Source organism: Bradyrhizobium sp. LMTR 3 (genome assembly GCF_001693485.1).
Classification (GTDB): domain Bacteria; phylum Pseudomonadota; class Alphaproteobacteria; order Rhizobiales; family Xanthobacteraceae; genus Bradyrhizobium.
In genome coordinates, this window is sequence record NZ_MAXC01000053.1 from 378,728 (window position 1) to 396,700 (window position 17,973).

Annotated in this window: 16 protein-coding genes; 7 read left to right on the plus strand and 9 right to left on the minus strand. The window is 63.7% G+C overall.

The genetic code is table 11. The annotated features are described in order from the left end of the window. The first annotated feature begins 96 nt into the window (after window positions 1-96). Window positions 97-1,092 (plus strand): N-acetyl-D-Glu racemase DgcA, encoded by a 996-nt coding sequence (dgcA, locus tag LMTR3_RS34015; protein ID WP_065749299.1) that lies wholly within the window; start codon window positions 97-99, stop codon window positions 1,090-1,092. Here the strand turns inward: dgcA and LMTR3_RS34020 are convergent. Continuing rightward, window positions 1,062-2,261, minus strand: coding sequence for an MFS transporter (locus LMTR3_RS34020; protein ID WP_065749357.1), 1,200 nt, complete (start codon window positions 2,259-2,261; stop codon window positions 1,062-1,064). The genes dgcA and LMTR3_RS34020 overlap by 31 nt on opposite strands. A gap of 76 nt (window positions 2,262-2,337) precedes the next feature. Here LMTR3_RS34020 and LMTR3_RS34025 point away from each other — a divergent pair, with 76 nt between their 5' ends. Next, window positions 2,338-3,693: a hypothetical protein gene (locus LMTR3_RS34025; protein ID WP_065749358.1), complete on the plus strand. Its 1,356-nt coding sequence runs from the start codon at window positions 2,338-2,340 to the stop codon at window positions 3,691-3,693. A gap of 150 nt (window positions 3,694-3,843) precedes the next feature. On the opposite strand, the gene LMTR3_RS34030 is transcribed toward LMTR3_RS34025, so the two are convergent. Next, entirely contained in the window at window positions 3,844-4,407 is a 564-nt protein-coding gene (locus tag LMTR3_RS34030) for an HdeD family acid-resistance protein (RefSeq protein ID WP_065749300.1), read from the minus strand. A gap of 42 nt (window positions 4,408-4,449) precedes the next feature. Here LMTR3_RS34030 and LMTR3_RS34035 point away from each other — a divergent pair, with 42 nt between their 5' ends. Then, on the plus strand, window positions 4,450-4,635 hold the full coding sequence (locus LMTR3_RS34035; protein WP_065749301.1) for a hypothetical protein: 186 nt from the start codon (window positions 4,450-4,452) through the stop codon (window positions 4,633-4,635). A 193-nt stretch (window positions 4,636-4,828) separates the two neighbouring features. On the opposite strand, the gene LMTR3_RS34040 is transcribed toward LMTR3_RS34035, so the two are convergent. Both LMTR3_RS34040 and glsA read right to left on the minus strand, forming a co-directional pair. Continuing rightward, entirely contained in the window at window positions 4,829-6,478 is a 1,650-nt protein-coding gene (locus LMTR3_RS34040; RefSeq protein ID WP_245320105.1) for an MFS transporter, read from the minus strand. 55 nt (window positions 6,479-6,533) lie between these two features. After that, window positions 6,534-7,532, minus strand: coding sequence for a glutaminase A (glsA, locus tag LMTR3_RS34045; RefSeq protein WP_065749302.1), 999 nt, complete (start codon window positions 7,530-7,532; stop codon window positions 6,534-6,536). Window positions 7,533-8,068: 536 nt separating this feature from the next. On the opposite strand from glsA, the gene LMTR3_RS34050 reads away from it, so the two are divergent. Beyond that, window positions 8,069-8,590, plus strand: a complete 522-nt coding sequence (locus LMTR3_RS34050) for a DUF1269 domain-containing protein (RefSeq protein ID WP_065749360.1) — start codon at window positions 8,069-8,071, stop codon at window positions 8,588-8,590. A gap of 119 nt (window positions 8,591-8,709) precedes the next feature. Beyond that, window positions 8,710-10,482 carry a metallophosphoesterase family protein gene (locus tag LMTR3_RS34055; protein ID WP_065749303.1) on the plus strand — a complete coding sequence of 591 codons (1,773 nt, stop codon included), beginning with the start codon at window positions 8,710-8,712 and terminating at the stop codon, window positions 10,480-10,482. Here LMTR3_RS34055 and LMTR3_RS34060 read toward each other — a convergent pair. Beyond that, a complete protein-coding gene (locus LMTR3_RS34060) occupies window positions 10,479-11,513 on the minus strand; it encodes an AI-2E family transporter (RefSeq protein WP_065749304.1) in 1,035 nt (344 codons plus the stop codon). The genes LMTR3_RS34055 and LMTR3_RS34060 overlap by 4 nt on opposite strands. 171 nt (window positions 11,514-11,684) lie before the next feature. On the opposite strand from LMTR3_RS34060, the gene LMTR3_RS34065 reads away from it, so the two are divergent. After that, complete coding sequence (locus LMTR3_RS34065; RefSeq protein WP_065749305.1) at window positions 11,685-13,361, plus strand: caspase family protein; 1,677 nt, start codon at window positions 11,685-11,687, stop codon at window positions 13,359-13,361. A gap of 71 nt (window positions 13,362-13,432) precedes the next feature. Here the strand turns inward: LMTR3_RS34065 and LMTR3_RS34070 are convergent, their stop codons facing one another. The 4 genes from LMTR3_RS34070 to thiD form a co-directional block, all read right to left on the minus strand. After that, the gene (locus LMTR3_RS34070) at window positions 13,433-14,422 is read right to left on the minus strand and encodes a threonine ammonia-lyase (RefSeq protein ID WP_065749361.1); all 990 of its coding nucleotides are present in this window, start codon (window positions 14,420-14,422) and stop codon (window positions 13,433-13,435) included. Window positions 14,423-14,475: 53 nt separating this feature from the next. Further along, window positions 14,476-15,534 carry a glycosyltransferase family 4 protein gene (locus LMTR3_RS34075; RefSeq protein ID WP_065749306.1) on the minus strand — a complete coding sequence of 353 codons (1,059 nt, stop codon included), beginning with the start codon at window positions 15,532-15,534 and terminating at the stop codon, window positions 14,476-14,478. After that, on the minus strand, window positions 15,531-16,343 hold the full coding sequence (locus LMTR3_RS34080) for a UDP-2,3-diacylglucosamine diphosphatase (protein WP_065749307.1): 813 nt from the start codon (window positions 16,341-16,343) through the stop codon (window positions 15,531-15,533). The genes LMTR3_RS34075 and LMTR3_RS34080 overlap by 4 nt, the downstream gene beginning before the upstream one ends. Window positions 16,344-16,617: 274 nt before the next feature. Continuing rightward, complete coding sequence (gene thiD / locus LMTR3_RS34085; protein WP_065749308.1) at window positions 16,618-17,418, minus strand: bifunctional hydroxymethylpyrimidine kinase/phosphomethylpyrimidine kinase; 801 nt, start codon at window positions 17,416-17,418, stop codon at window positions 16,618-16,620. 132 nt (window positions 17,419-17,550) lie between these two features. Here thiD and LMTR3_RS34090 point away from each other — a divergent pair, with 132 nt between their 5' ends. Next, complete coding sequence (locus LMTR3_RS34090; protein ID WP_065730617.1) at window positions 17,551-17,796, plus strand: Lrp/AsnC ligand binding domain-containing protein; 246 nt, start codon at window positions 17,551-17,553, stop codon at window positions 17,794-17,796. Window positions 17,797-17,973 lie beyond the last annotated feature (177 nt).

Here is a 17,973-nt window from a genome sequence, read left to right on the forward strand (position 1 = left end):
TCCGCACGCCGTATTGCCTTGTCGAATCTGTCCCTAACCAGCCATAGTTGGTAGCGGCGGGCAAGCTTGCGGTTCAGAAAATTGCCAGATTTTAAAATGACTTCCAGCCTATCTCGAAAGCTTGCCGTCAGCATCGAACGCTGGCCCATCGCAGGCGCGTTCACCATCAGCCGCGGCGCCAAAACCGAGGCCGTCACCGTCCTCGCCACCGTGAGCCAGGGGGACCGTACCGGGCGCGGCGAATGCGTGCCCTACCCGCGCTACGGCGAGACGGCGGAAGCGACACTTGAAGCCCTTAATGCGATGCAGGAACCGCTTGCCAAGGGACTGGACCGAGCGGCGCTGCAGGCGGCGATGCCCGCCGGCGCCGCCCGTAACGCGCTGGATTGCGCGCTGTTGGATTTTGAGGCCAAGAACTCCGGCCAACGGGTCTGGACCCTGCTCGGACGGCCGGCGCCGCGCCCCTGCACCACCGCCTTCACGATTTCGCTGGGCACGCCGGAGGCGATGGCGGCAGCAACCGCCAAGGCCGCGCATCGGCCGCTCTTAAAGATCAAGCTCGGCGGCGATGGCGATGACGCGCGGATTGCGGCGGTACGCAAGGCGGCTCCCGAATCCGAATTGATCGTCGATGCCAACGAAGCCTGGACGGCGGACAATCTCGAATACCTCCTCGCCGCCTGCGCCAACGCCGGGGTCACGCTAGTCGAGCAGCCGCTGCCGGCCGGGCGCGACGAGGCGTTGGCCCGCATCAAGCGCCCGGTCGCGGTCTGCGCCGACGAAAGCGTGCATGACCGCGCCTCGCTGGAAGGTCTGCGCACGCGCTACGATGCCGTCAACATCAAGCTCGACAAGACCGGCGGGCTGACGGAGGCGCTCGCAATGGCGGATGCCGCCCAGGCGCTCGGCTTCGAGATCATGATCGGCTGCATGGTCGCAACTTCGCTGGCGATGGCGCCGGCCATGCTGCTCGCGCAGCAGGCGAGATTCGTCGATCTCGATGGCCCCCTGTTGCTGGCGCGCGACCGCGACGGCGGCCTGCGCTACGATGGCAGCCTGGTCTATCCGCCGGAAGCCGCCTTGTGGGGCTGACGCGCGAGCCGGTCCCGCGCCAGCCAGACCACCAGCCCGCCGAGAGCGGCCATCGCCGCCATCACGTAATAGATGCCTTGTCCCCAGGTCTCGTAGATCGTGCCTGACGCGACCGAGGCGAGGCCGGCGACGATGCCGCCGCAGGCGGTCAGATAGCCCTGTGCCCGCGCCATCACGTGGCCGGGCACGTGATGCAGCATCAATCCCATGATGCCGACCTGCGTCAGCCCGAAACTCAGCGCATGCGCGAGCTGGACGATCGCAAGGATAGCGAGCGGCAGGTCCTGCGCCATCATCACCCAGCGCGTGGCCGCGCTCAGCGCCGCGATCGCCACCAGCATCGACGGCTGCAGGGTGAACCGCGGCGACAGGGCGAACAGCACGATCTCGGCGATCACGCCGAGCACCCACAGAACGGCGATCGTCAGTCCGTCGAACCCCGCTTGTTGCCAGGCAATCGACGCGAAAATGTAATAGGCGGCATGGCTGCCCTGGATCAGCGCCGACGCCACGATGATCGCGATAAAGCCGCCGTCGCGCAGCAGCGCGCCCGCGTCGCCCGTGACCGGGCGAACGGCCTTGACGTCGTCGAGCGGCTCCAGCGCAAGGCTGGCCAGCGCCCCGAGCGCCGCCGAGCCGGCGATGATCCAGATCAGATTTCGGGCGGCGATGAAGTCGAACATTAAGCCGCAGACCAGCGCGCCCAAAACGAAGGCGGCCGAGCCCCACAGCCGCAACGGCCCGTAGTTGAGGCCATAGCGCTTCACCCCCCGTAACGCATAGGCATCCGTGAGCGGCACCATAGGCGTCCAAAGGCAGCAGGTCAGCGCGTAGATCAGGAACACCAGCACCGGCAAATGCTGGGTGCCCAGCACGAAAAAGCCCAACGCGGTGGCAAAGGCGGTCACGATGATGCCGCGGCGCAAGGCCTGCCGCCGTTCCGCAAGGCCCGTCACCACCGGAAGCGTGGTAAATCGGCTCACCGGGGGCACGGCCGTGATCAGCCCTATCCAAAACGCATCGATCCCGACCGCCTTCAACCATACCGTGAAAAACGGCAGATGGGTGCCGGTCATGCCGAACAGCGTGCCGTAAAACAGCGCCACTCGGGTCGCGAATCGCTTCGATGCACCTTGAGAAGCGATGGGGATTTGTGATTCGCTTGGCATCAATTCAATTGCGATTCGGTCAATATCGTGTTGTTTCGTTATCGCAATGCGCGCCGATTTGCGCGAAGAGTTTGACATGGCCGACGAAGCATTCGCCCTTTCGCCGATCTCAGCACGCGCGGCGCTGCCGAGCGAGGAGGACTATGCTGCGATCGCCGAAGCGTTCATGGAGACTTCGCGGGGCCGCTGGTTCCTGACCGAATACGCCAAGCGCAACCGCAACGCCGACACCCGCATGGTGCTGGACGCGGTGGCGCGGATCGAGCAAAGCCTCACCGCCCAGCGGGAAGAGACCCTTCAGCGGGAAGCTAGCCTCCAGCGGGAGGAAGGCCTTTCGGCGCAACAGGCGGCCGAGGCCGTCGCCGCGGCTGCCGCGGCGCAAGAGCGCCTGACCGAGGCGCTCGCCGCCATCCGCGGCGCCGTCGAGGCGGCCGAAGAATCGGCAGTCGAGGCACTCGACAGCCTCGCGCTGGAGCAGCGGCTGGCGCCGGTCCGCAAGGGCGCGCGGGTGCTGCGCGAAATCGCCTGGCGGTTGCGGGAAATCGGCAATGACGGGCGGATCTGCGACCTGATCGATTCGCAGGTCTCCGTCATCGAAAAGGGTACCGATCAGTTCTCATCCGAGGAGGCGCGAGCAGCGCTGCGCGCGGCCTTCGCCGCCCTCCAGGGCCGGCTTGTGGAATTCGGGGACGAGGACCAGTCGCCAGCGCCGGCTGCCGAGTCCGAGGCGGCGTCGCCCTTCCCGGCCGCGCAGGAAATGCCGCCAGCAGCCGAGCCAGCCTTCGCGCGGGAAGCACCGGAAGCTGCCGAGACGCCATTCGCTTCGATGGCCGCATCCGCAGAGGCCGCGCTTGCGGCGGCGGAAGCCATGCTGACGGAACCGGAAACGCCGCTGGCTGCCGAAAGCGCCACCGCTCCAGAGGCTTCGGCCAAAGATACCGCTGTGCAAGACGCGACCGTCCGGCACGCGGCTACCCAAGACGGTGCTGCCCAAGACGCTGCTGCCCAAGACAACTCCGTCCAGAACGCCGACGCCCAAGACACTGATGCGCGGGACGCTGATGCGCAAGACGAGGCGGTCCTCGACATGATCGCGATGGAGATGGGCGCGCCGGATCCGATCAGCGACGTGGAGATCGCCGAAGCGATAGCCGAGCAGGTCCGTCTGGCGGAGCCTGTGCCGATTGCTCCCAAGATCGTCGCCAAGGCGCCCGAACCGGTCGCCGCGCCGGCGCCGCCGCCGGTTCAACAGACGGTTCAACCGTCCCCACCGCCCGCCGCCGCGCCGGCGCCCGTGCCAGCGGTGGAAGTGTCGCTCGGCTCGACCCTCATTGCGAGCGGGATGCTGCGAAAGCCGGTCACGGCGGCCAACGATCCGCTGGCGCCGATCCGACGCATGAGCCAAGCCGAGAAGATCGCGTTCTTTTCGTAAGCGCTCTGCGCCGCCTGGAAAGCGCGCCGGCTTCCATGACGCGTCCGCAGCAAAGTGGGGCACCACATCGCCCGGACGTCCTCAACAGAAAAAAAGGAGCGAGATAACGATTCGAAGAAAAGCCATCTCGCTCTAGTAGGCAGGGAGGAGCTACGCGGTTCGGGTGGTAGGCTGCCACGCGTAAGCCAACCACCCGATGCCATGGGATATCAGATCGACGCCGAGGACGAATCCGAGGACCCACAAGCCCGTCATCGGAAATCCCGTCAGGATCACGAGGCCAGCCAATACGCCGAATGCGCCGGACAGCAGCATGATCCAGCCCGCCTCTCGCCAATGGCTGACACCGAGCAGGATGCGAACGAATCCGGAGATCAGCAACACCAGGCCGAGGACGTAGGTGAGGATCAGGGCACTGGCGACCGGCTGGCCCACCAGCACGACGCCAAAGGCGATGTACAGGATGCCGAGAAGCACCTGCCATACGAATCCTCCCCATCCCTTGGTCCAGAATGCATGGACGATCTCGAACGCGCCGGCGACGATCGAAACCCAACCGATGAAGATGGTGCTGATCAAGGTGACGAGCATGACGTCGCCGAGAACCAGGAAGCCTGCCAGGATCAAGACGAGTCCAAGCAGAACACAGATCCAGAACGGCGGCGCAGGCAGGTTGGTGACGCCCATCGGCGAACTGTTGTCAATTGTAGTCATGTCAGCCTCCTCACTTCACGTCTCATCGCAGCCTCGAGCAGCGTGGCCATCACCGCCATCGCCAGCCGCACCGGCGACGGCCGCGGTGCCACCAGCAGACCCAACGGCGACGCCGACGACGATGCCAGTGAGGGGGAGGACGCGACGGCCGCGTGGGCGGCCGTCCCGGTGGCCGTCCAGCCGGTGATCCAGGCGGCCGCGTGCCAGGGCCTTGAGCCTCGAGCTTGAAATCTCCGGCGTTCCTTCCAGGATCCTTCTGCACCGCGAGCGGCGCCGCCTCGGCAACGCCTGGTGGCAGGCTTGTGGCCAGGCCGATGGTCACGGCACCGCACACCAGAGTCCGCAGCGCAGTGCGACGGTCGATTGCATCCATTGTTGTTCTCCTTCTTGCGACGCCCCTTTCCTCGCATGCTCGTGCTGATCAGCCGGACCTCAATCGGTTGCCGGGCGCATCGCTCGGTATCTCGCCCGGCAGGTAGTTTGGAAGCCGGCCCGCCGGAATGATCGCCAGCAGTGCAAGACCGGCCATGATCAGCAGTCCGATCTTCAGGGCACGCAGCCGCGCTTCAGTATTCACCCGTACGGCTTCTTCGACTTGCTGCGGCGTCGCGGTCGTTCCTTCCATCACACTGCGCAGCCGGTCGTTGCTGACGAAGGTGATGTTGTCGAGATCGACCTGGCTCTGGATCTCCTTCGGCAGGTCGGGGCTGGCCGCGATGCTGCTGAGCGCAATCGCACTCAACAGACCGACCAGAAGTGCACCCGCTACCGCCGTTCCAACCGCAGCGGCCAGATTTTGCGTGGTGCCGCGCAGCGACCCGACATCGCCTGCCAGCTCCTTGGGCGAGGCGGTGACCAGCACGTTGAACAACAGGGTGACCAGCGAGCCCTGCCCGATCCCGAACAGAACCAGGCCGATCAGCACGGGAATCTCGCTCCAGTCGTTGCGCACGACTATGGCCAGCCACACCAGACCAACCGTGCACAACATGAAGCCGTAGCGACCGATCTGCCGCGGCGTCAGCCGGTCGTAGACATTGACGATCAGCATCGCCGTGAAGGACACCGTCAGATTGAACGGCATCATCGCAATCGCGGTCGCAAGCGGCGAGCGGCCCTGCACGATCTGAATGTACAGCGGCACTGAGAAATTAAGCGCCGCCTCCAGCGCGACAACAGCAAACAGCGCATAGACCGCGCAGCGCTCCTCCGGCGAGTCGATCACCTCGAGCGCCAATAGCGGAGTCTTCCCGACAGCCTGACGCCGATGCGTCCACATCAGGAATGCCTGCCCGAGCACGACGCCGAGAACGATCATGATCGGGGCCGGTGAAAGGCCGAGCAGATCGAATGGCGCATTGGCGGTGGCGAGTGCGAGTCCCCATCCGTTCAGATTGTTGAAGCCGAAACTGATGAGAACGATCGCCGATGCGGCCAAAACCACACCGAAGATATCAATCTGCACATCCGGGCGGCCGTAGTCGCGCTTGAGACGGAAACTCAACAGGAAAACAATCGCGGAAACCGCGATCAGGATGCCGAACGCGGGCCGCCAGCCTATATAGGTGCCGAGCACGCCGCCGATGATGAACGCCAGCACGCCAGCCGCCGCGCGCGCGGAGCCGAGCGCACCCACCGCCGTCGCCTGCTGCCGTCCCGTATAATTCTCGGCAATCAGCGCCACCAGCGACGGTACGATCACGGCGCCGGCCGCGCCGCAGAGCGCTTGCGCTGTGATCATCAACGTCGCCGTGGGACTGAATGTCATCAATATCTGCGACGCGCAGAACAGGATGACGGCGAATCGGAACACCTGCAACGCGCCGAACCGCTGCGCGAGTTTCGCGCCGAGCATCACGAAACCAGCCACCAGCATGGAATAGGCCACGATACCCGTCGCAACCGTCGTCGGCGGCACGCCAAAACTCTTGACCATCCCGCCGAGCGCCACTGGTAGCGAGGCGACGTTGTAGGACATGATCATCTGGCCGAGCGCGATGGCGATCATCGGCACCCATGACTCCCGCGCTTCTTCCCGGATTGCTCCGATCGGTATCGAGTGCGTCGCCATGATGTCCTCTCGATCTACTCGGTTCGGCTCGACCAAGCCGCTCTTTGCATCTGCTTCAGTTTTCCGGTTGCGATACGAACAGATCCATTCCCAGCCGCTGCGAGAGGAATTTCGCCGCGAGCTGTCCCTTCACGCTGTTGCCGGCCGCATCGAGCGGCGGCGCGAAGGTGCCAAAACCGCCCTTCCCCGGCGAGACCGCGACGATGCCGCCGCCGATTCCGCTCTTGCCGGGCAGGCCGATGTCGTAGAGCCAATCGCCCGAGGTCTCGTATAAGCCGGCGGTAATCATCACGGTCAGCGCATAGTGGCAGACCGCAGCATCCACCACGCGCTGCCGGGTAACCGGGTTGACGCCGCCGTCCGCCAGCGTCGCGCCCATGACCGCCAGATCTCTGGCGCTTACGTTGAGTGAGCACTGCCGCGTGTAGAGATCGGTCGCCTGCTTGGCGTCGCAATAGATGCGGTCGTAGCTCTGCAGCAGCCGCGCGATACTGCGGTTGCGATAGTTGGTTTGCGACGCCGAGGCGTACACCTCTTCATTGAGCGCGAGCTTGCGCCCGGCAAACCGCGACAGCCCGTCGTGAATGAATTGCCACTGGCCATCCACCGTGAGGCCGGGGACAAGGCTTGTGGTCGCGATCGCGCCCGCGTTGACCATCGGGTTGGTGCGGCCACCGCCCTGCTCGATCGCCGCGAGGGAGTTAAAGGGCAATCCGGTGGCGTTCGCCCCAAGTCTTGTGCGCGCCTCTTCCGGGCCGATCGTCTCGCAGACCAGCGCGAACACGAACGGTTTCGACACGCTCATGATCGAGAATTCATAGCCGGTGTCGCCGGCCTCGTAGACACGCCCGCTGGTGCCGGCGACGCAAATCCCGAACAGTTCGCGGGGAACCCTGGCAAGGGCCGGATAGACCTGCGAATTCTGTCCCTCGCCATTCGACTTGAAGCGCCGATGGGCGTCGGACACCAACCTCTGCACCAACTCGGGTTCTGGCAGGTGTCCTGTCGAGATGTAAGGGCGTTCTATAGATTCCGAAATCGAAGGTGAGTCCATCGGACTCCTCCATCCGGCTCGACATTCTGCATGCTGCGCGCAGATGATCGGGCCGTTCGGCAACGCGGGTTACACGCTGATAGACGATCTGCGTCGACCGTCTCAGCTTCATATGACTTGCACGTAGCGTAACGCTCCAAAGTGCATCGAGTCAATCATACAACCTTAAAGCACGTTTGCGTCGGGCGTGTTCCGCTACACAACTTTGTGACAAATCATGAGAAGTGCCGATGCCACCGCATCGACAAATCTCCGCGAACTAGCGACCAATTTGACCGAGCGCTGTCGTGGCTTGGTGGGAGCGATCAGCGAACCGTGATGCGCTCGCTCGCAGGTTGTGATACGGTCAAAACTATGCCGTGCCCCGCCAAGGCGAAGCTGTGCCATTGGCAAACCGCGGCTCTGCGGGATCGTGCTGTTCGGCCGATTTTCCCGATGAGTGGCGTTGTTTGCTTCGCTGCAGCAGAAAGGTATCGATCCCTCGCGCGCCGTATATGGCTCGGACTATCCATCACATCGAGTTGGAGGATACGAAGATGTCAGATCTGATCGCAATCATCTATCCATCCGAAGCAAAGGCAGAAGAAGTACGGCAACGCCTGTTCAAACTGCACAAGGAATACCTGATCACGATCAGCGATGCCGTGATTGCGGTGAAGACGGAAGCCGGCCCCGTCAAGCTCAATCAGTTCGTCAACACGACAGCGATCGGAGCCATATCGGGCAGCTTCTGGGGACTGCTGATCGGCGTGCTCTTTCTCAACCCCCTACTGGGCGTAGCTCTCGGCGCGGCGTCCGGCGCGCTCGGCGGTGCGCTGTCCGACTACGGGATCGATGACCGCTTCATGAAGGACCTCTCGACAAGCCTGCAACCCGGCAACGCTGCGCTGTTTGTCCTCGTCAAGAACATGACCGCGGACAAGGTGCTGCGCGAGATCCAGGATGCTGGCGGTACCGTGCTCAAGACCTCGCTGGATGACAGCAAGGAGCAGAAGCTTCGCGAAGCGCTCGCCAAGGCGAGTGCCGAGCAGGCGCCGCCACAAACCAGCGCGGCGTAGCTCGCGGTCAAGCGCGGCGCGGCTGGTCGGGCCCGCGGTAGCGATGCCGCGGCTGGCTCCATACCGTGTCGGAGACGAGCCGATGAACCCGATCACTCCGCTCAATGCGGTATTGAGCAATGACGATCTCCGAGCGACACGTCACCAAAGCCGCAGAGAATATGCTGGTCGATCCGCGCAACGGCGATATCGAGGATGATGCCGCCAGTCCGGGACAGCGGTCGCTGCTGGCAATCGCCGGAAGCCTGCTGGTCGAAATCAGTTTGCCGAAGCTCTTGTTCGCCTGGACGGTCTTGCTGTTGTTGCCGTCGGTGTTGCTCGGTCTGGCGCCGTTGCTGGCTTCGGCGTGGTTTTCCACCTTGTCGGAACAGCTTGCAGCGCTGACCGAAATCGGCACCGCGCTGTTGCTGGCCGCGATCGTCGCGGTGGGATGGATCGGATGGCGCCCGCTGCTTCGGATCGCCGAGATCAATTTCTGGTCGCTCAATGCACTCGCGGTGCAGCCCGGCTATGCGTTTGCCCGCGAAGCCTTGCGTCATCTGACGGAACTGATCGTAGGAAAAAACTTTAGCCCTGCCGGTCGGGCGCGCTTGCGCAGCGCCAATTCGGTTGGCGCCGGTATCATGTTGTCCGCATGCGCGGCGGTGATCGCGATGCTCGCCTGGCCTGCCTCGCGTTGGGCTGGTAACTGGAGCGATCTGCTCCTGTTGCATCGGCTCGCCGTGCCCACGCTCGCGAATGCCGTCGTACTGATGGCAGGCTATCTGGCGGTCGCATCGCTGGTTTGGGGTTTTGCCGATGCCAGCATGCCTCAACCGCTAGATCTTGCCATGTTCGATGCCGCCTCGGCCGAAGGCCGGACTTGGCGCGTTGCGCATCTGTCGGATATTCACGTGATCGGCGAGCATTATGGCTTTCGCATCGAAAGCGGACGGGCTGGTCCGCGCGGCAATGGCCGGCTCCATCGAATCCTCGCGCGACTGGCCGCCATCCACGCCAGCAATCCGCTCGATCACGTTCTGATCACGGGCGACATGACCGACGCCGGTCGCGCCAGCGAATGGGCGTTAGTCCTCGAAGCACTGGCGCGCCACCCGGAGCTTGTCGCGCGCACGATCCTGTTGCCGGGCAATCATGACGTCAACATCGTCGACCGCGCCAATCCGGCCAGGCTCGACCTGCCGTTCAGCACCGGCAAGCGGCTGCGGCAAATCCGGACGCTGTCGGCGATGGCGGCCGTGCAGGGCGAGCGGATGCATGTCGTCGACGCCAACGGAAGACCGGCCGCTACGCTGCAACAGGCGCTGACGCTGCACCGCGACGCGATCGCGGCCGTTGCGGAGTCTGGAGGTTTGCGCCGTGTCGCCGCGCTGCGCAGCCTCTTCGACGACCAGTTTCCGATGATCCTGCCGCCGGAACCGGAAGATGGCCTCGGGATAGCTATCCTGAACTCGAATGCAAAGACCCACTTTTCCTTCACCAACGCGCTCGGACTGGTATCCGTCGAACAGGCGCATCGCCTCGAGGCAGCCATCGGACATTTTCCGCGGGCGCGCTGGATCGTCGCACTGCACCACCACCTGGCGGAATATCCCATGCCGGTGAAAGCATTTTCCGAGCGCATCGGGACGGCGCTGATCAACGGCAGTTGGTTCGTCCGCAGATTGGAAGCGCTGGGAGATCGTGCCGTTGTGATGCATGGCCACCGTCATATCGACTGGATCGGCGCATGCGGCGGGCTAAAAATCATCTCCGCTCCGTCGCCCGTGATGGGTGCGACCGACGCTGCGGCGACGTACTTCTATATTCATTCCCTGACGGCCGGCCAGGATGGGCGTCTAGGCCTGTTGCCGCCCGAGCGGGTAGAGATCGAGGGCGAGACAGCGGACTAGAGCTTGCCGGGCTTCTCCGGCTCCGGTCCGCCGAGCAGATCAGCAATCCAGCGGCTCGACGGATGCTGGGCACAGAAGGTGAGTATGGCGAGCGTGATGGGCACGCCGATGAAGGTCCCGAACAGGCCCCACAAGAACGTCCAGAAGAAGATTGCAAACAGCACCACCACCGGCGAGATCGACAACAGGCTGCCGGCCACCCGCGGCTCGACGTAGCTGCCGACCGCGAATTGGATGATGTTCAGGCACACGAATACGCCGAGCACCGCCGGCCAGGTCTCGAACTGCGTCATCGCCAACAGGGTCGGAAACAGTGTCGCAACGAACGGGCCTATGAACGGGATATAGTTCAGCACGAACGCGATCACGCCCCATTCGAGCGCGAATGGCAGCCCGGTAATCCAGGCGAAGCTCCCGACGAGCAGGCCGGTGACCGCGCTCATCTGCGTCCGCACCAAGAGATACTTTCGAAATTTCGCCGCGGTCGCTGCGCCGCCGTCGAGCAGCACGCGTGCTGCGGTGCGGTTATCCAACCTTTCAACGTTTCGCCTGATGCTCTCGACTTCGAGAAGCCCCAGCATGACGTAAACCAGCGCAATCACCCAGAAGCTGAGCGTCGTGTTCACCCGTCCGGTGACATATTGCGTGGCGCGCAGCAGCCAGCTTACGTTGAAATGTTCAGCCCACAGCCCCGCAACCGAGACGCCATGGCCGTCCAGCCAATTTACGGTCGCCGCATATAGGGCCTGGTAGCGCGCCAGGTCGGCGAGCAGTGATTGCCCTACCCGACCAAATCCCCAGGCTGCGAGCGAGGCGAAGCCGAGGCAGACCGCCACGGTGGCGATGATGGTGATCGCCAGCGCGGCAAGTTTTGGCATCCAGGATTGCAACTGCTTCTGGACCGGCCACACAATCGCAACGATGAACAATGCCGCCGCAAGCGGCGCGAACACACTGCTCGCCTGAGCCAGCGCCGCCGTAACCAACACGGCCGCGATGATTCCTGTGGTGGTCTTTAGTCCGAAGCCCATTTGGGTTCCTTCGACCGTTCGGCAACCCGAGATTGTCAGCGGCATCGTGCGGCGGCAAGCGTGGAAGTGCCGCGCGCTGCAACCGTGACCGCGGTCACGTACGACGGCCCGCACCCGGCCTAGCGTGCCAGCAGCAAAGCTCGCAACGAGGTCTCGCCTGAGGAGGCAGCCATGTCCCGCTTTAAGTCATCGCTATTGGGTGCCGGCCTGCTGGCAGGCCTGTTCGGCTTCGCTGGTGCGGCGCTGGCCGAAGCCCCGAACGCCGACATCCGCAACGGCATGCAAACGCCGCCGGCCGACCAGCGCGTCGCGCTGGTGATCGGCAATTCGAATTACCAGATCGCGCCAAAGCTCGCCAATCCCGGCAACGACGCGCAGTCGATGGCGCAGCTTTTGAACTCCGCCGGCTTCGAGGTCACCCAGGCCACGGACCTGACGCGCGGCGACATGGTCAAGGTCGTGCAGGACTTCTCCGCCAGGGTCGCCGAGCGCGGCCCCGGCACCGTCGCCATGATCTACTATGCCGGTCACGGCGTGCAGGTGGCGGGTGAGAACTATCTGCTTCCAGTCGATGCGAAGATCGCTTCGCCGTCCGATCTTGACGGCAATTCGGTCCGGCTGGTCGATGTGATGGGCACGCTGGAGTCGATCCCGAGCCGGATGCGCATCGTGGTGCTCGATGCCTGCCGCAACAATCCGTTCCCCGAGATCAACGACGCCGGGCGGGGTTTGGCAATCGTCGATGCGCCCCGAGGCTCGATCGTCGGCTACTCGACCGCGCCGGGCATGGAAGCGCAGGACGGCGACGGCAACCACAGCCCGTATACGTCGGCTTTCCTGAATGTCGCACGCGAGCCGAACCTGCCGATCGAGCAATTGTTCAAGCGCGTCCGGCTCGAAGTGAACAACACCACCTCCGGAAAGCAGACACCGTGGGAAAGTTCGTCGCTAACCTCCGACTTCTATTTCTTCGGCGATACCGCGGTCGCTGCAGGCCGCACGCCGGATCGCCGCCCGATCATCCAGACCGCGTCGAATCTGCCGTCGCGTTCGGTGCGTCAGGCTTACGACTACGTGCTCTCGGAAGGCTCGCCCGAGTACTATGAGGAATTCATCCGCCTTTACCCGCATGATCCGCTGTGCGACCACATCCGCATGCTGCTCGGCAATCTGCGGATGGCGACGGCGTGGCACAAAGCGGTGGTCGCCAACTCGCCGTTCGCCTACAAGACGTTCCATGACAATTATTCCAACAGCCCCTACGCCAAGTCCGCGCTGAAGCTGCAGGTCGCACCGAAGGCCGTCCCCCTGATGCAGTTCACGCATCTGGCGAAGCAGTCTCCGACGTTCAAGCCGGGCAACATCGGCAATTCACCGATCCTCGGCATCTCCAAGCACAATCTTGGTGCCCAGGCCCACATGCCGGTGCCTTCCAAGATCATCACGCTGCCTGCCAAGGGCACGGCAACGAATAACCCGATCAATGGCATCAACAACGGCAAGACGGGCAAGATCACGACCCTGCCCGGCAAGCTCACCGGCAACGGTAATGGCATTGGCGGAAAGGCCACGACCCTGCCCGGCAAGATCAACCCGATCCCCGTCAATGCCGGCAACAACAGCAGCAAGGTCGGCAAGATCACGACCTTGCCGCCCAGGATTCATAACAATCCGATACGGGTCACCAAGCCCATCACGACCAGGCCCATGATGAGTAGGCCCATGATGACCACCGCGCCGCGTCGGTTCAGCGGCGGCATGGGCGGCGGAGGTTTCAGCCAGCGCTTGGCCTCAAGTCCGTCCCGCAGCTCGTTCGGCGGGTCATTCGGCGGCGGCTTCAGGCGCTGAATAAGGATATCCGAACAACAAAAAAGCGGGCAGAGCACATGCTCTGCCCGCTTCCGTTTGAGATGTGATGATCAGGCGACCAGTTTGGCGAACAGGTCCGCGTCGACGTTGCCACCGGAAAGCACGATGACGACGTTCTTTCCCCTGGCATCGATGCGGCCGGCCAACAGTGCAGCGAGGCCGACAGCCCCGCCGGGCTCGACCACCAGCTTCAATTCCCGGTAGGCATAGGCCACCGCCGCGCCTACTTCCTCGTCGGATGCAGTCACGCCGTTTGCCAGCAGCTTGCTGTTGATCGAGAAGGTGAGTTCGCCCGGCATCGCCGCCATCAGCGCATCGCAGATGGTGCGGCCGGCAGCGTGATGGGCCTCGCGATGGCCGGCGCGGAGCGACAGGCCGTGATCGTCATAGTCCTTGGGCTCGGCGACAATCACCTGCGCTTGCGGAAATTTTGCCTTCACGGCCGTCGCGACGCCGGCGATCAGCCCGCCGCCCGAGGCCGGCGCTACCACGATATCGGGCACGAGCCCGAGCGCTGTCATGTCCTCGGCGATTTCGCGGCCCGCAGTGCCCTGCCCTGCAATGACGAAGGGATCGTCATACGGCCGGACCAGCGTCGCACCGCGTTTGCCGGCGATGCCGTTGGCGATCGCTTCGCGGTCCTCCTTGTCGCGGTCGTAGAGCACCACCTCCGCGCCATAGCCCTTGGTGCGCTCGCGCTTGGTGACCGGAGAGTCCGCCGGCATCACGATGGTGGCCTGCATGTTGAGGATCTGCGCCGCCGCCGCCACGCCCTGGGCGTGGTTGCCGGAAGAGAATGCGACCACCCCGCCGCCGCGCTTGTCCTGCGGGATCGAGGCCAGCTTGTTGAAGGCGCCGCGGAACTTGAACGATCCGGTCCGCTGCAGCATTTCGGGCTTCAGAAAGACCTTGGTCCCGACGCGCTCGTTGAGAACGGGGAACGACAACAGCGGCGTCCGCACCGCGAACGGGCCAACTACGCGCGCCGCCGCATCGATATCTGCAGCACCGACCGGTGCCGTTGAGGCTTTTTCCGTCATGCGCACTTTGTATCGCGCAAGCGGACCGGCGGGCAATACAGATTCAGGTGATATCAGGCGGCGAAATGCGGGTCCTCCGCCACAAATTCGGCCAGCTCGCCTTCCGGCTGCAGTGGACCAAGATTGAGGGCATGATGGACAAAAACCCGCGCCGAGGCCTGCCAGGTATGGGCGGCGGCAAATTCCACGCATTCTTTCCGCGAAATCTGCAGCGCCTCCAGGCAGGCCGCGCGCAAATCCTCGTTCAGCACGCCAACCGGCACCGAGCCGATCACGTCGCGGGGACCGTTGACCGGAAAAGCCGCGACCGGCAGGCCGCTGGCCAGCGCTTCCAGCAGCACCAAGCCAAACGTGTCGGTCTTGCTGGGAAAGACGAAAATATCGGCCGCCGCATAGATTTCGGCCAGTTCCTCGCCATGCCGCGCGCCGAGGAACACGGCGTTAGGATATTTGCGCTCCAGCGCCATCCGGGCCGGGCCATCGCCGACGACGAGCTTGGTACCGGGCAGATCGAGATCGAGGAAGGCTTCGAGATTCTTCTCTACCGCGACACGGCCGACGCTGAGATATACCGGCATCGGCAGGCAGAGATCGGCGCTGCGCGGATGGAACAGCGAGGTATCGACGCCGCGCGACCACAGCACTACGTTACGAAAGCCACGCAGGCGCAGCTCAGCCGCCAGCGCCGGCGTCGCCGCCATCACTGCCCGGCTCGACCGGTGGAAGGCACGTAGCGCCCACCAAACCCAGGATTCCGGAATCGGCGAGCGCGCCGAGACATATTCCGGAAACCGGGTGTGAAAGCTCGTGGTGAACGGCAAGCCGCGCTTGCGGCAATAGCGCCGCACCAACAGCCCGATCGGCCCCTCGGTCGCGATATGTATGCTGTCGGGCCTTGCCGCTTCGATCAGTTGCGCGACCTTGCCGGGAAGCGGCAGAGCCAGCCGCAGGTCGGGATAGCTCGGCATCGCAAAGGTACGAAACGATTGCGGCGTCAGAAAACTCACCTCGACGTCAAGCCCCGTGGCCGCCTCCGCCATCGCGGTCAGCGTGCGCACCACCCCGTTGACCTGGGGATGCCACGCATCGGTCGCGACCAGGATATGCGTCATGCGGCGCGCGCCGCGACGCGGGGAACGGGCGCCGCCCTTCGCTGCGGATCGGTCCAGGTGATGATCTCGAACCGGCCGTCCTCGTGCTCGGCGAGCGCGGTGCAGCTTTCCACCCAGTCGCCGCAATTCATGTAGCGGATGCCGTGCTCGTCACGGATGGTGGCGTAATGGATGTGGCCGCAGATCACGCCGTCGGCGCCGTGCCGCCGCGCCTCGCCGGCCAGCGTCTGTTCAAACGCGCCGATGTAGTTCACGGCGTTCTTGACCTTCAGCTTCGCCCATTGCGACAGCGACCAATAGGGCACACCGAACATGCGGCGGAAGAAGTTGACGAGGCGATTCATCTGAATGGCGAAGTCGTAGGCCTTGTCGCCGAGATGGGCGAGCCAGCGCGCGTTCTGCACCACGAGATCGAAGATGTCGCCGTGGATGACGAGATAGCGCTTGCCGTCGACGCCGGTGTGGATGGTGTTTTCCACCACGTCGATGCCGCCGAAATGCGTGCCGTAGTAGTTGCGCAGGAACTCGTCGTGATTGCCCGGCACGTAGATGACTTTGGCGCCCTTGCGCGCCTTGCGCAGCATCTTCTGCACGAAGTCGTTGTGCGATTGCGGCCAGTACCAGCTCGACTTCAACGCCCAGCCATCGACGATATCGCCGACGAGATAGATGGTGTCGGCGTCGTGGCTTTTGAGGAAGTCCAGCAAACGATCGGCTTGCGAGCCGCGGGCTCCGAGATGGACGTCGGAGATAAACAAGGTTCGAAAGCGCCGTTCGGGGCTCTCTTCACTCAAGGAGGCACTGCCCATATCTGTGCACCTACCGGATTTCTGTGACAGGGCGATGACTGTTCACGCGACCTATAGCCCCCACGAGAATCAATGCTGCGCCCTTGGCTCTCGCGGATAGCAGCGCGATGCGACAGGCAAGCGACACGGCCTCGGCAATACCTTTTCGTCGTCCCTGCGAACGCAGGGACCCATGACCACCGATGCTTATTGTTGGAGAAGATAGCGAGCCGCTTGCTTCAATTGACGAGCCGCGGCGTATGAGTCCCCTGCGTTCGCAGGGACGACAGTTCAGCTAATAATACTTGTGAAAATGATGCACGGGCCCGTGACCGCGGCCGACGCTGAAGCGATCTGCCGCCGCAATCGCAGCGCTGATCCACGCCTTGGCGTTACGCACGGCGGTCTCCATGCCCTCGCCTTTCGCGAGCTCCGCCGCGATCGCCGAGGACAATGAGCAGCCGGTGCCATGGGTATTTTTCGTCGCAATGCGCGGCGCGGCCAGCGCGATGGTGCCGCTCGTGCCGATCAGATAGTCGATGCACTCGGCGCCCTCCCCATGGCCGCCCTTGATCAGCACCGCCTTGCAGCCCATGGCCAGCAATCGCCTGCCCTGGCTTTCGACGGCGGCCTCACCCGCAGCCACCGGTTCGTCGAGCAGTGCGGCGGCCTCAGGCAAGTTGGGCGTAATGACCGAAGCAAGCGGAATGAGTTTTGTCCTGAGCGACTCGACCGCTTCTGCAGCCAGCAGCCGGTCGCCGGAGGTTGCGACCATCACGGGATCGAGCACGACATGCTTCGGCGACCAGCGCTTGAGACCGGCGACGATGGCGTCGATAACCGATGGCTGCGCCACCATGCCGATCTTGACCGCTCCGACGTCGAGATCGGAAAACACCGCATCGATCTGCGCGGTCACGAACTCCGCCGGCACCTGATGGATGCCGCTGACGCCTTCGGTATTCTGTGCGGTCAGCGCCGTGATCACGGAGGCGCCGTAGACGCCGAGCGCGGCAAACGTCTTCAGGTCGGCCTGGATACCGGCGCCGCCAGAAGAATCGGAGCCGGCGATGGTCAGCGCGATCGGCGCCGTCATCGCAAGCCTCGTGCAAGTCGTCGGTTGAAGGCCATGGAATGTCCTATCGCGCCGTGGCATGGGCAGCAAGCTGGCTTGCCATTATCAGCGGTTTTTGGCCTATTGGGACCAACCAATTCGGAGACGACAGCGATGGTTCCCTTCTTCGTCCAGTTCAAATGCAAGCTCGGCCAATCCTATGCCGTCGCCAATGCGCTCGCGGAGGCCGAGATCGCCTCGGAGATCTATTCCACTGCCGGCGATTACGATCTGCTGGTCAAGTTCTACGTCGATAAGGACACCGACATCGGCCATTTCGTCAACGAGAAGGTGCAGGTGATTCCAGGGATCCAGGACACCCACACCATCATCACCTTCAAGGCGTTCGGCACGGGTTAGGCATCGGCCCGCCTTCCCGCCTCTATCTCAGCCCGGCGGATGGCTGGAGGTTTTGGGCGCACCGCTTCAGGCTACCCCCGATCGCTGGGGCTTCTCACCGCAACGGAGGGTTAACGACGTTAACCATGGCATGCTTTTGCCATATGAGGATCATCCTACCGCCTTGATATTTTTGAT

Excerpts from the sequence above, each read along its gene's own strand:
- LMTR3_RS34040 (WP_245320105.1), bottom strand. The coding sequence starts at position 6,478 with ATGGCGACGCACTCGATACCGATCGGAGCAATCCGGGAAGAAGCGCGG.
- LMTR3_RS34025 (WP_065749358.1), top strand. The coding sequence starts at position 2,338 with ATGGCCGACGAAGCATTCGCCCTTTCGCCGATCTCAGCACGCGCGGCG.
- LMTR3_RS34060 (WP_065749304.1), bottom strand. The coding sequence starts at position 11,513 with ATGGGCTTCGGACTAAAGACCACCACAGGAATCATCGCGGCCGTGTTG.
- LMTR3_RS34020 (WP_065749357.1), bottom strand. The coding sequence starts at position 2,261 with ATGCCAAGCGAATCACAAATCCCCATCGCTTCTCAAGGTGCATCGAAG.
- LMTR3_RS34050 (WP_065749360.1), top strand. The coding sequence starts at position 8,069 with ATGTCAGATCTGATCGCAATCATCTATCCATCCGAAGCAAAGGCAGAA.
- LMTR3_RS34055 (WP_065749303.1), top strand. The coding sequence starts at position 8,710 with ATGACGATCTCCGAGCGACACGTCACCAAAGCCGCAGAGAATATGCTG.
- thiD (WP_065749308.1), bottom strand. The coding sequence starts at position 17,418 with ATGACGGCGCCGATCGCGCTGACCATCGCCGGCTCCGATTCTTCTGGC.
- LMTR3_RS34030 (WP_065749300.1), bottom strand. The coding sequence starts at position 4,407 with ATGACTACAATTGACAACAGTTCGCCGATGGGCGTCACCAACCTGCCT.
- glsA (WP_065749302.1), bottom strand. The coding sequence starts at position 7,532 with ATGGACTCACCTTCGATTTCGGAATCTATAGAACGCCCTTACATCTCG.
- LMTR3_RS34090 (WP_065730617.1), top strand. The coding sequence starts at position 17,551 with ATGGTTCCCTTCTTCGTCCAGTTCAAATGCAAGCTCGGCCAATCCTAT.
- LMTR3_RS34065 (WP_065749305.1), top strand. The coding sequence starts at position 11,685 with ATGTCCCGCTTTAAGTCATCGCTATTGGGTGCCGGCCTGCTGGCAGGC.
- dgcA (WP_065749299.1), top strand. The coding sequence starts at position 97 with ATGACTTCCAGCCTATCTCGAAAGCTTGCCGTCAGCATCGAACGCTGG.
- LMTR3_RS34075 (WP_065749306.1), bottom strand. The coding sequence starts at position 15,534 with ATGACGCATATCCTGGTCGCGACCGATGCGTGGCATCCCCAGGTCAAC.
- LMTR3_RS34070 (WP_065749361.1), bottom strand. The coding sequence starts at position 14,422 with ATGACGGAAAAAGCCTCAACGGCACCGGTCGGTGCTGCAGATATCGAT.
- LMTR3_RS34080 (WP_065749307.1), bottom strand. The coding sequence starts at position 16,343 with ATGGGCAGTGCCTCCTTGAGTGAAGAGAGCCCCGAACGGCGCTTTCGA.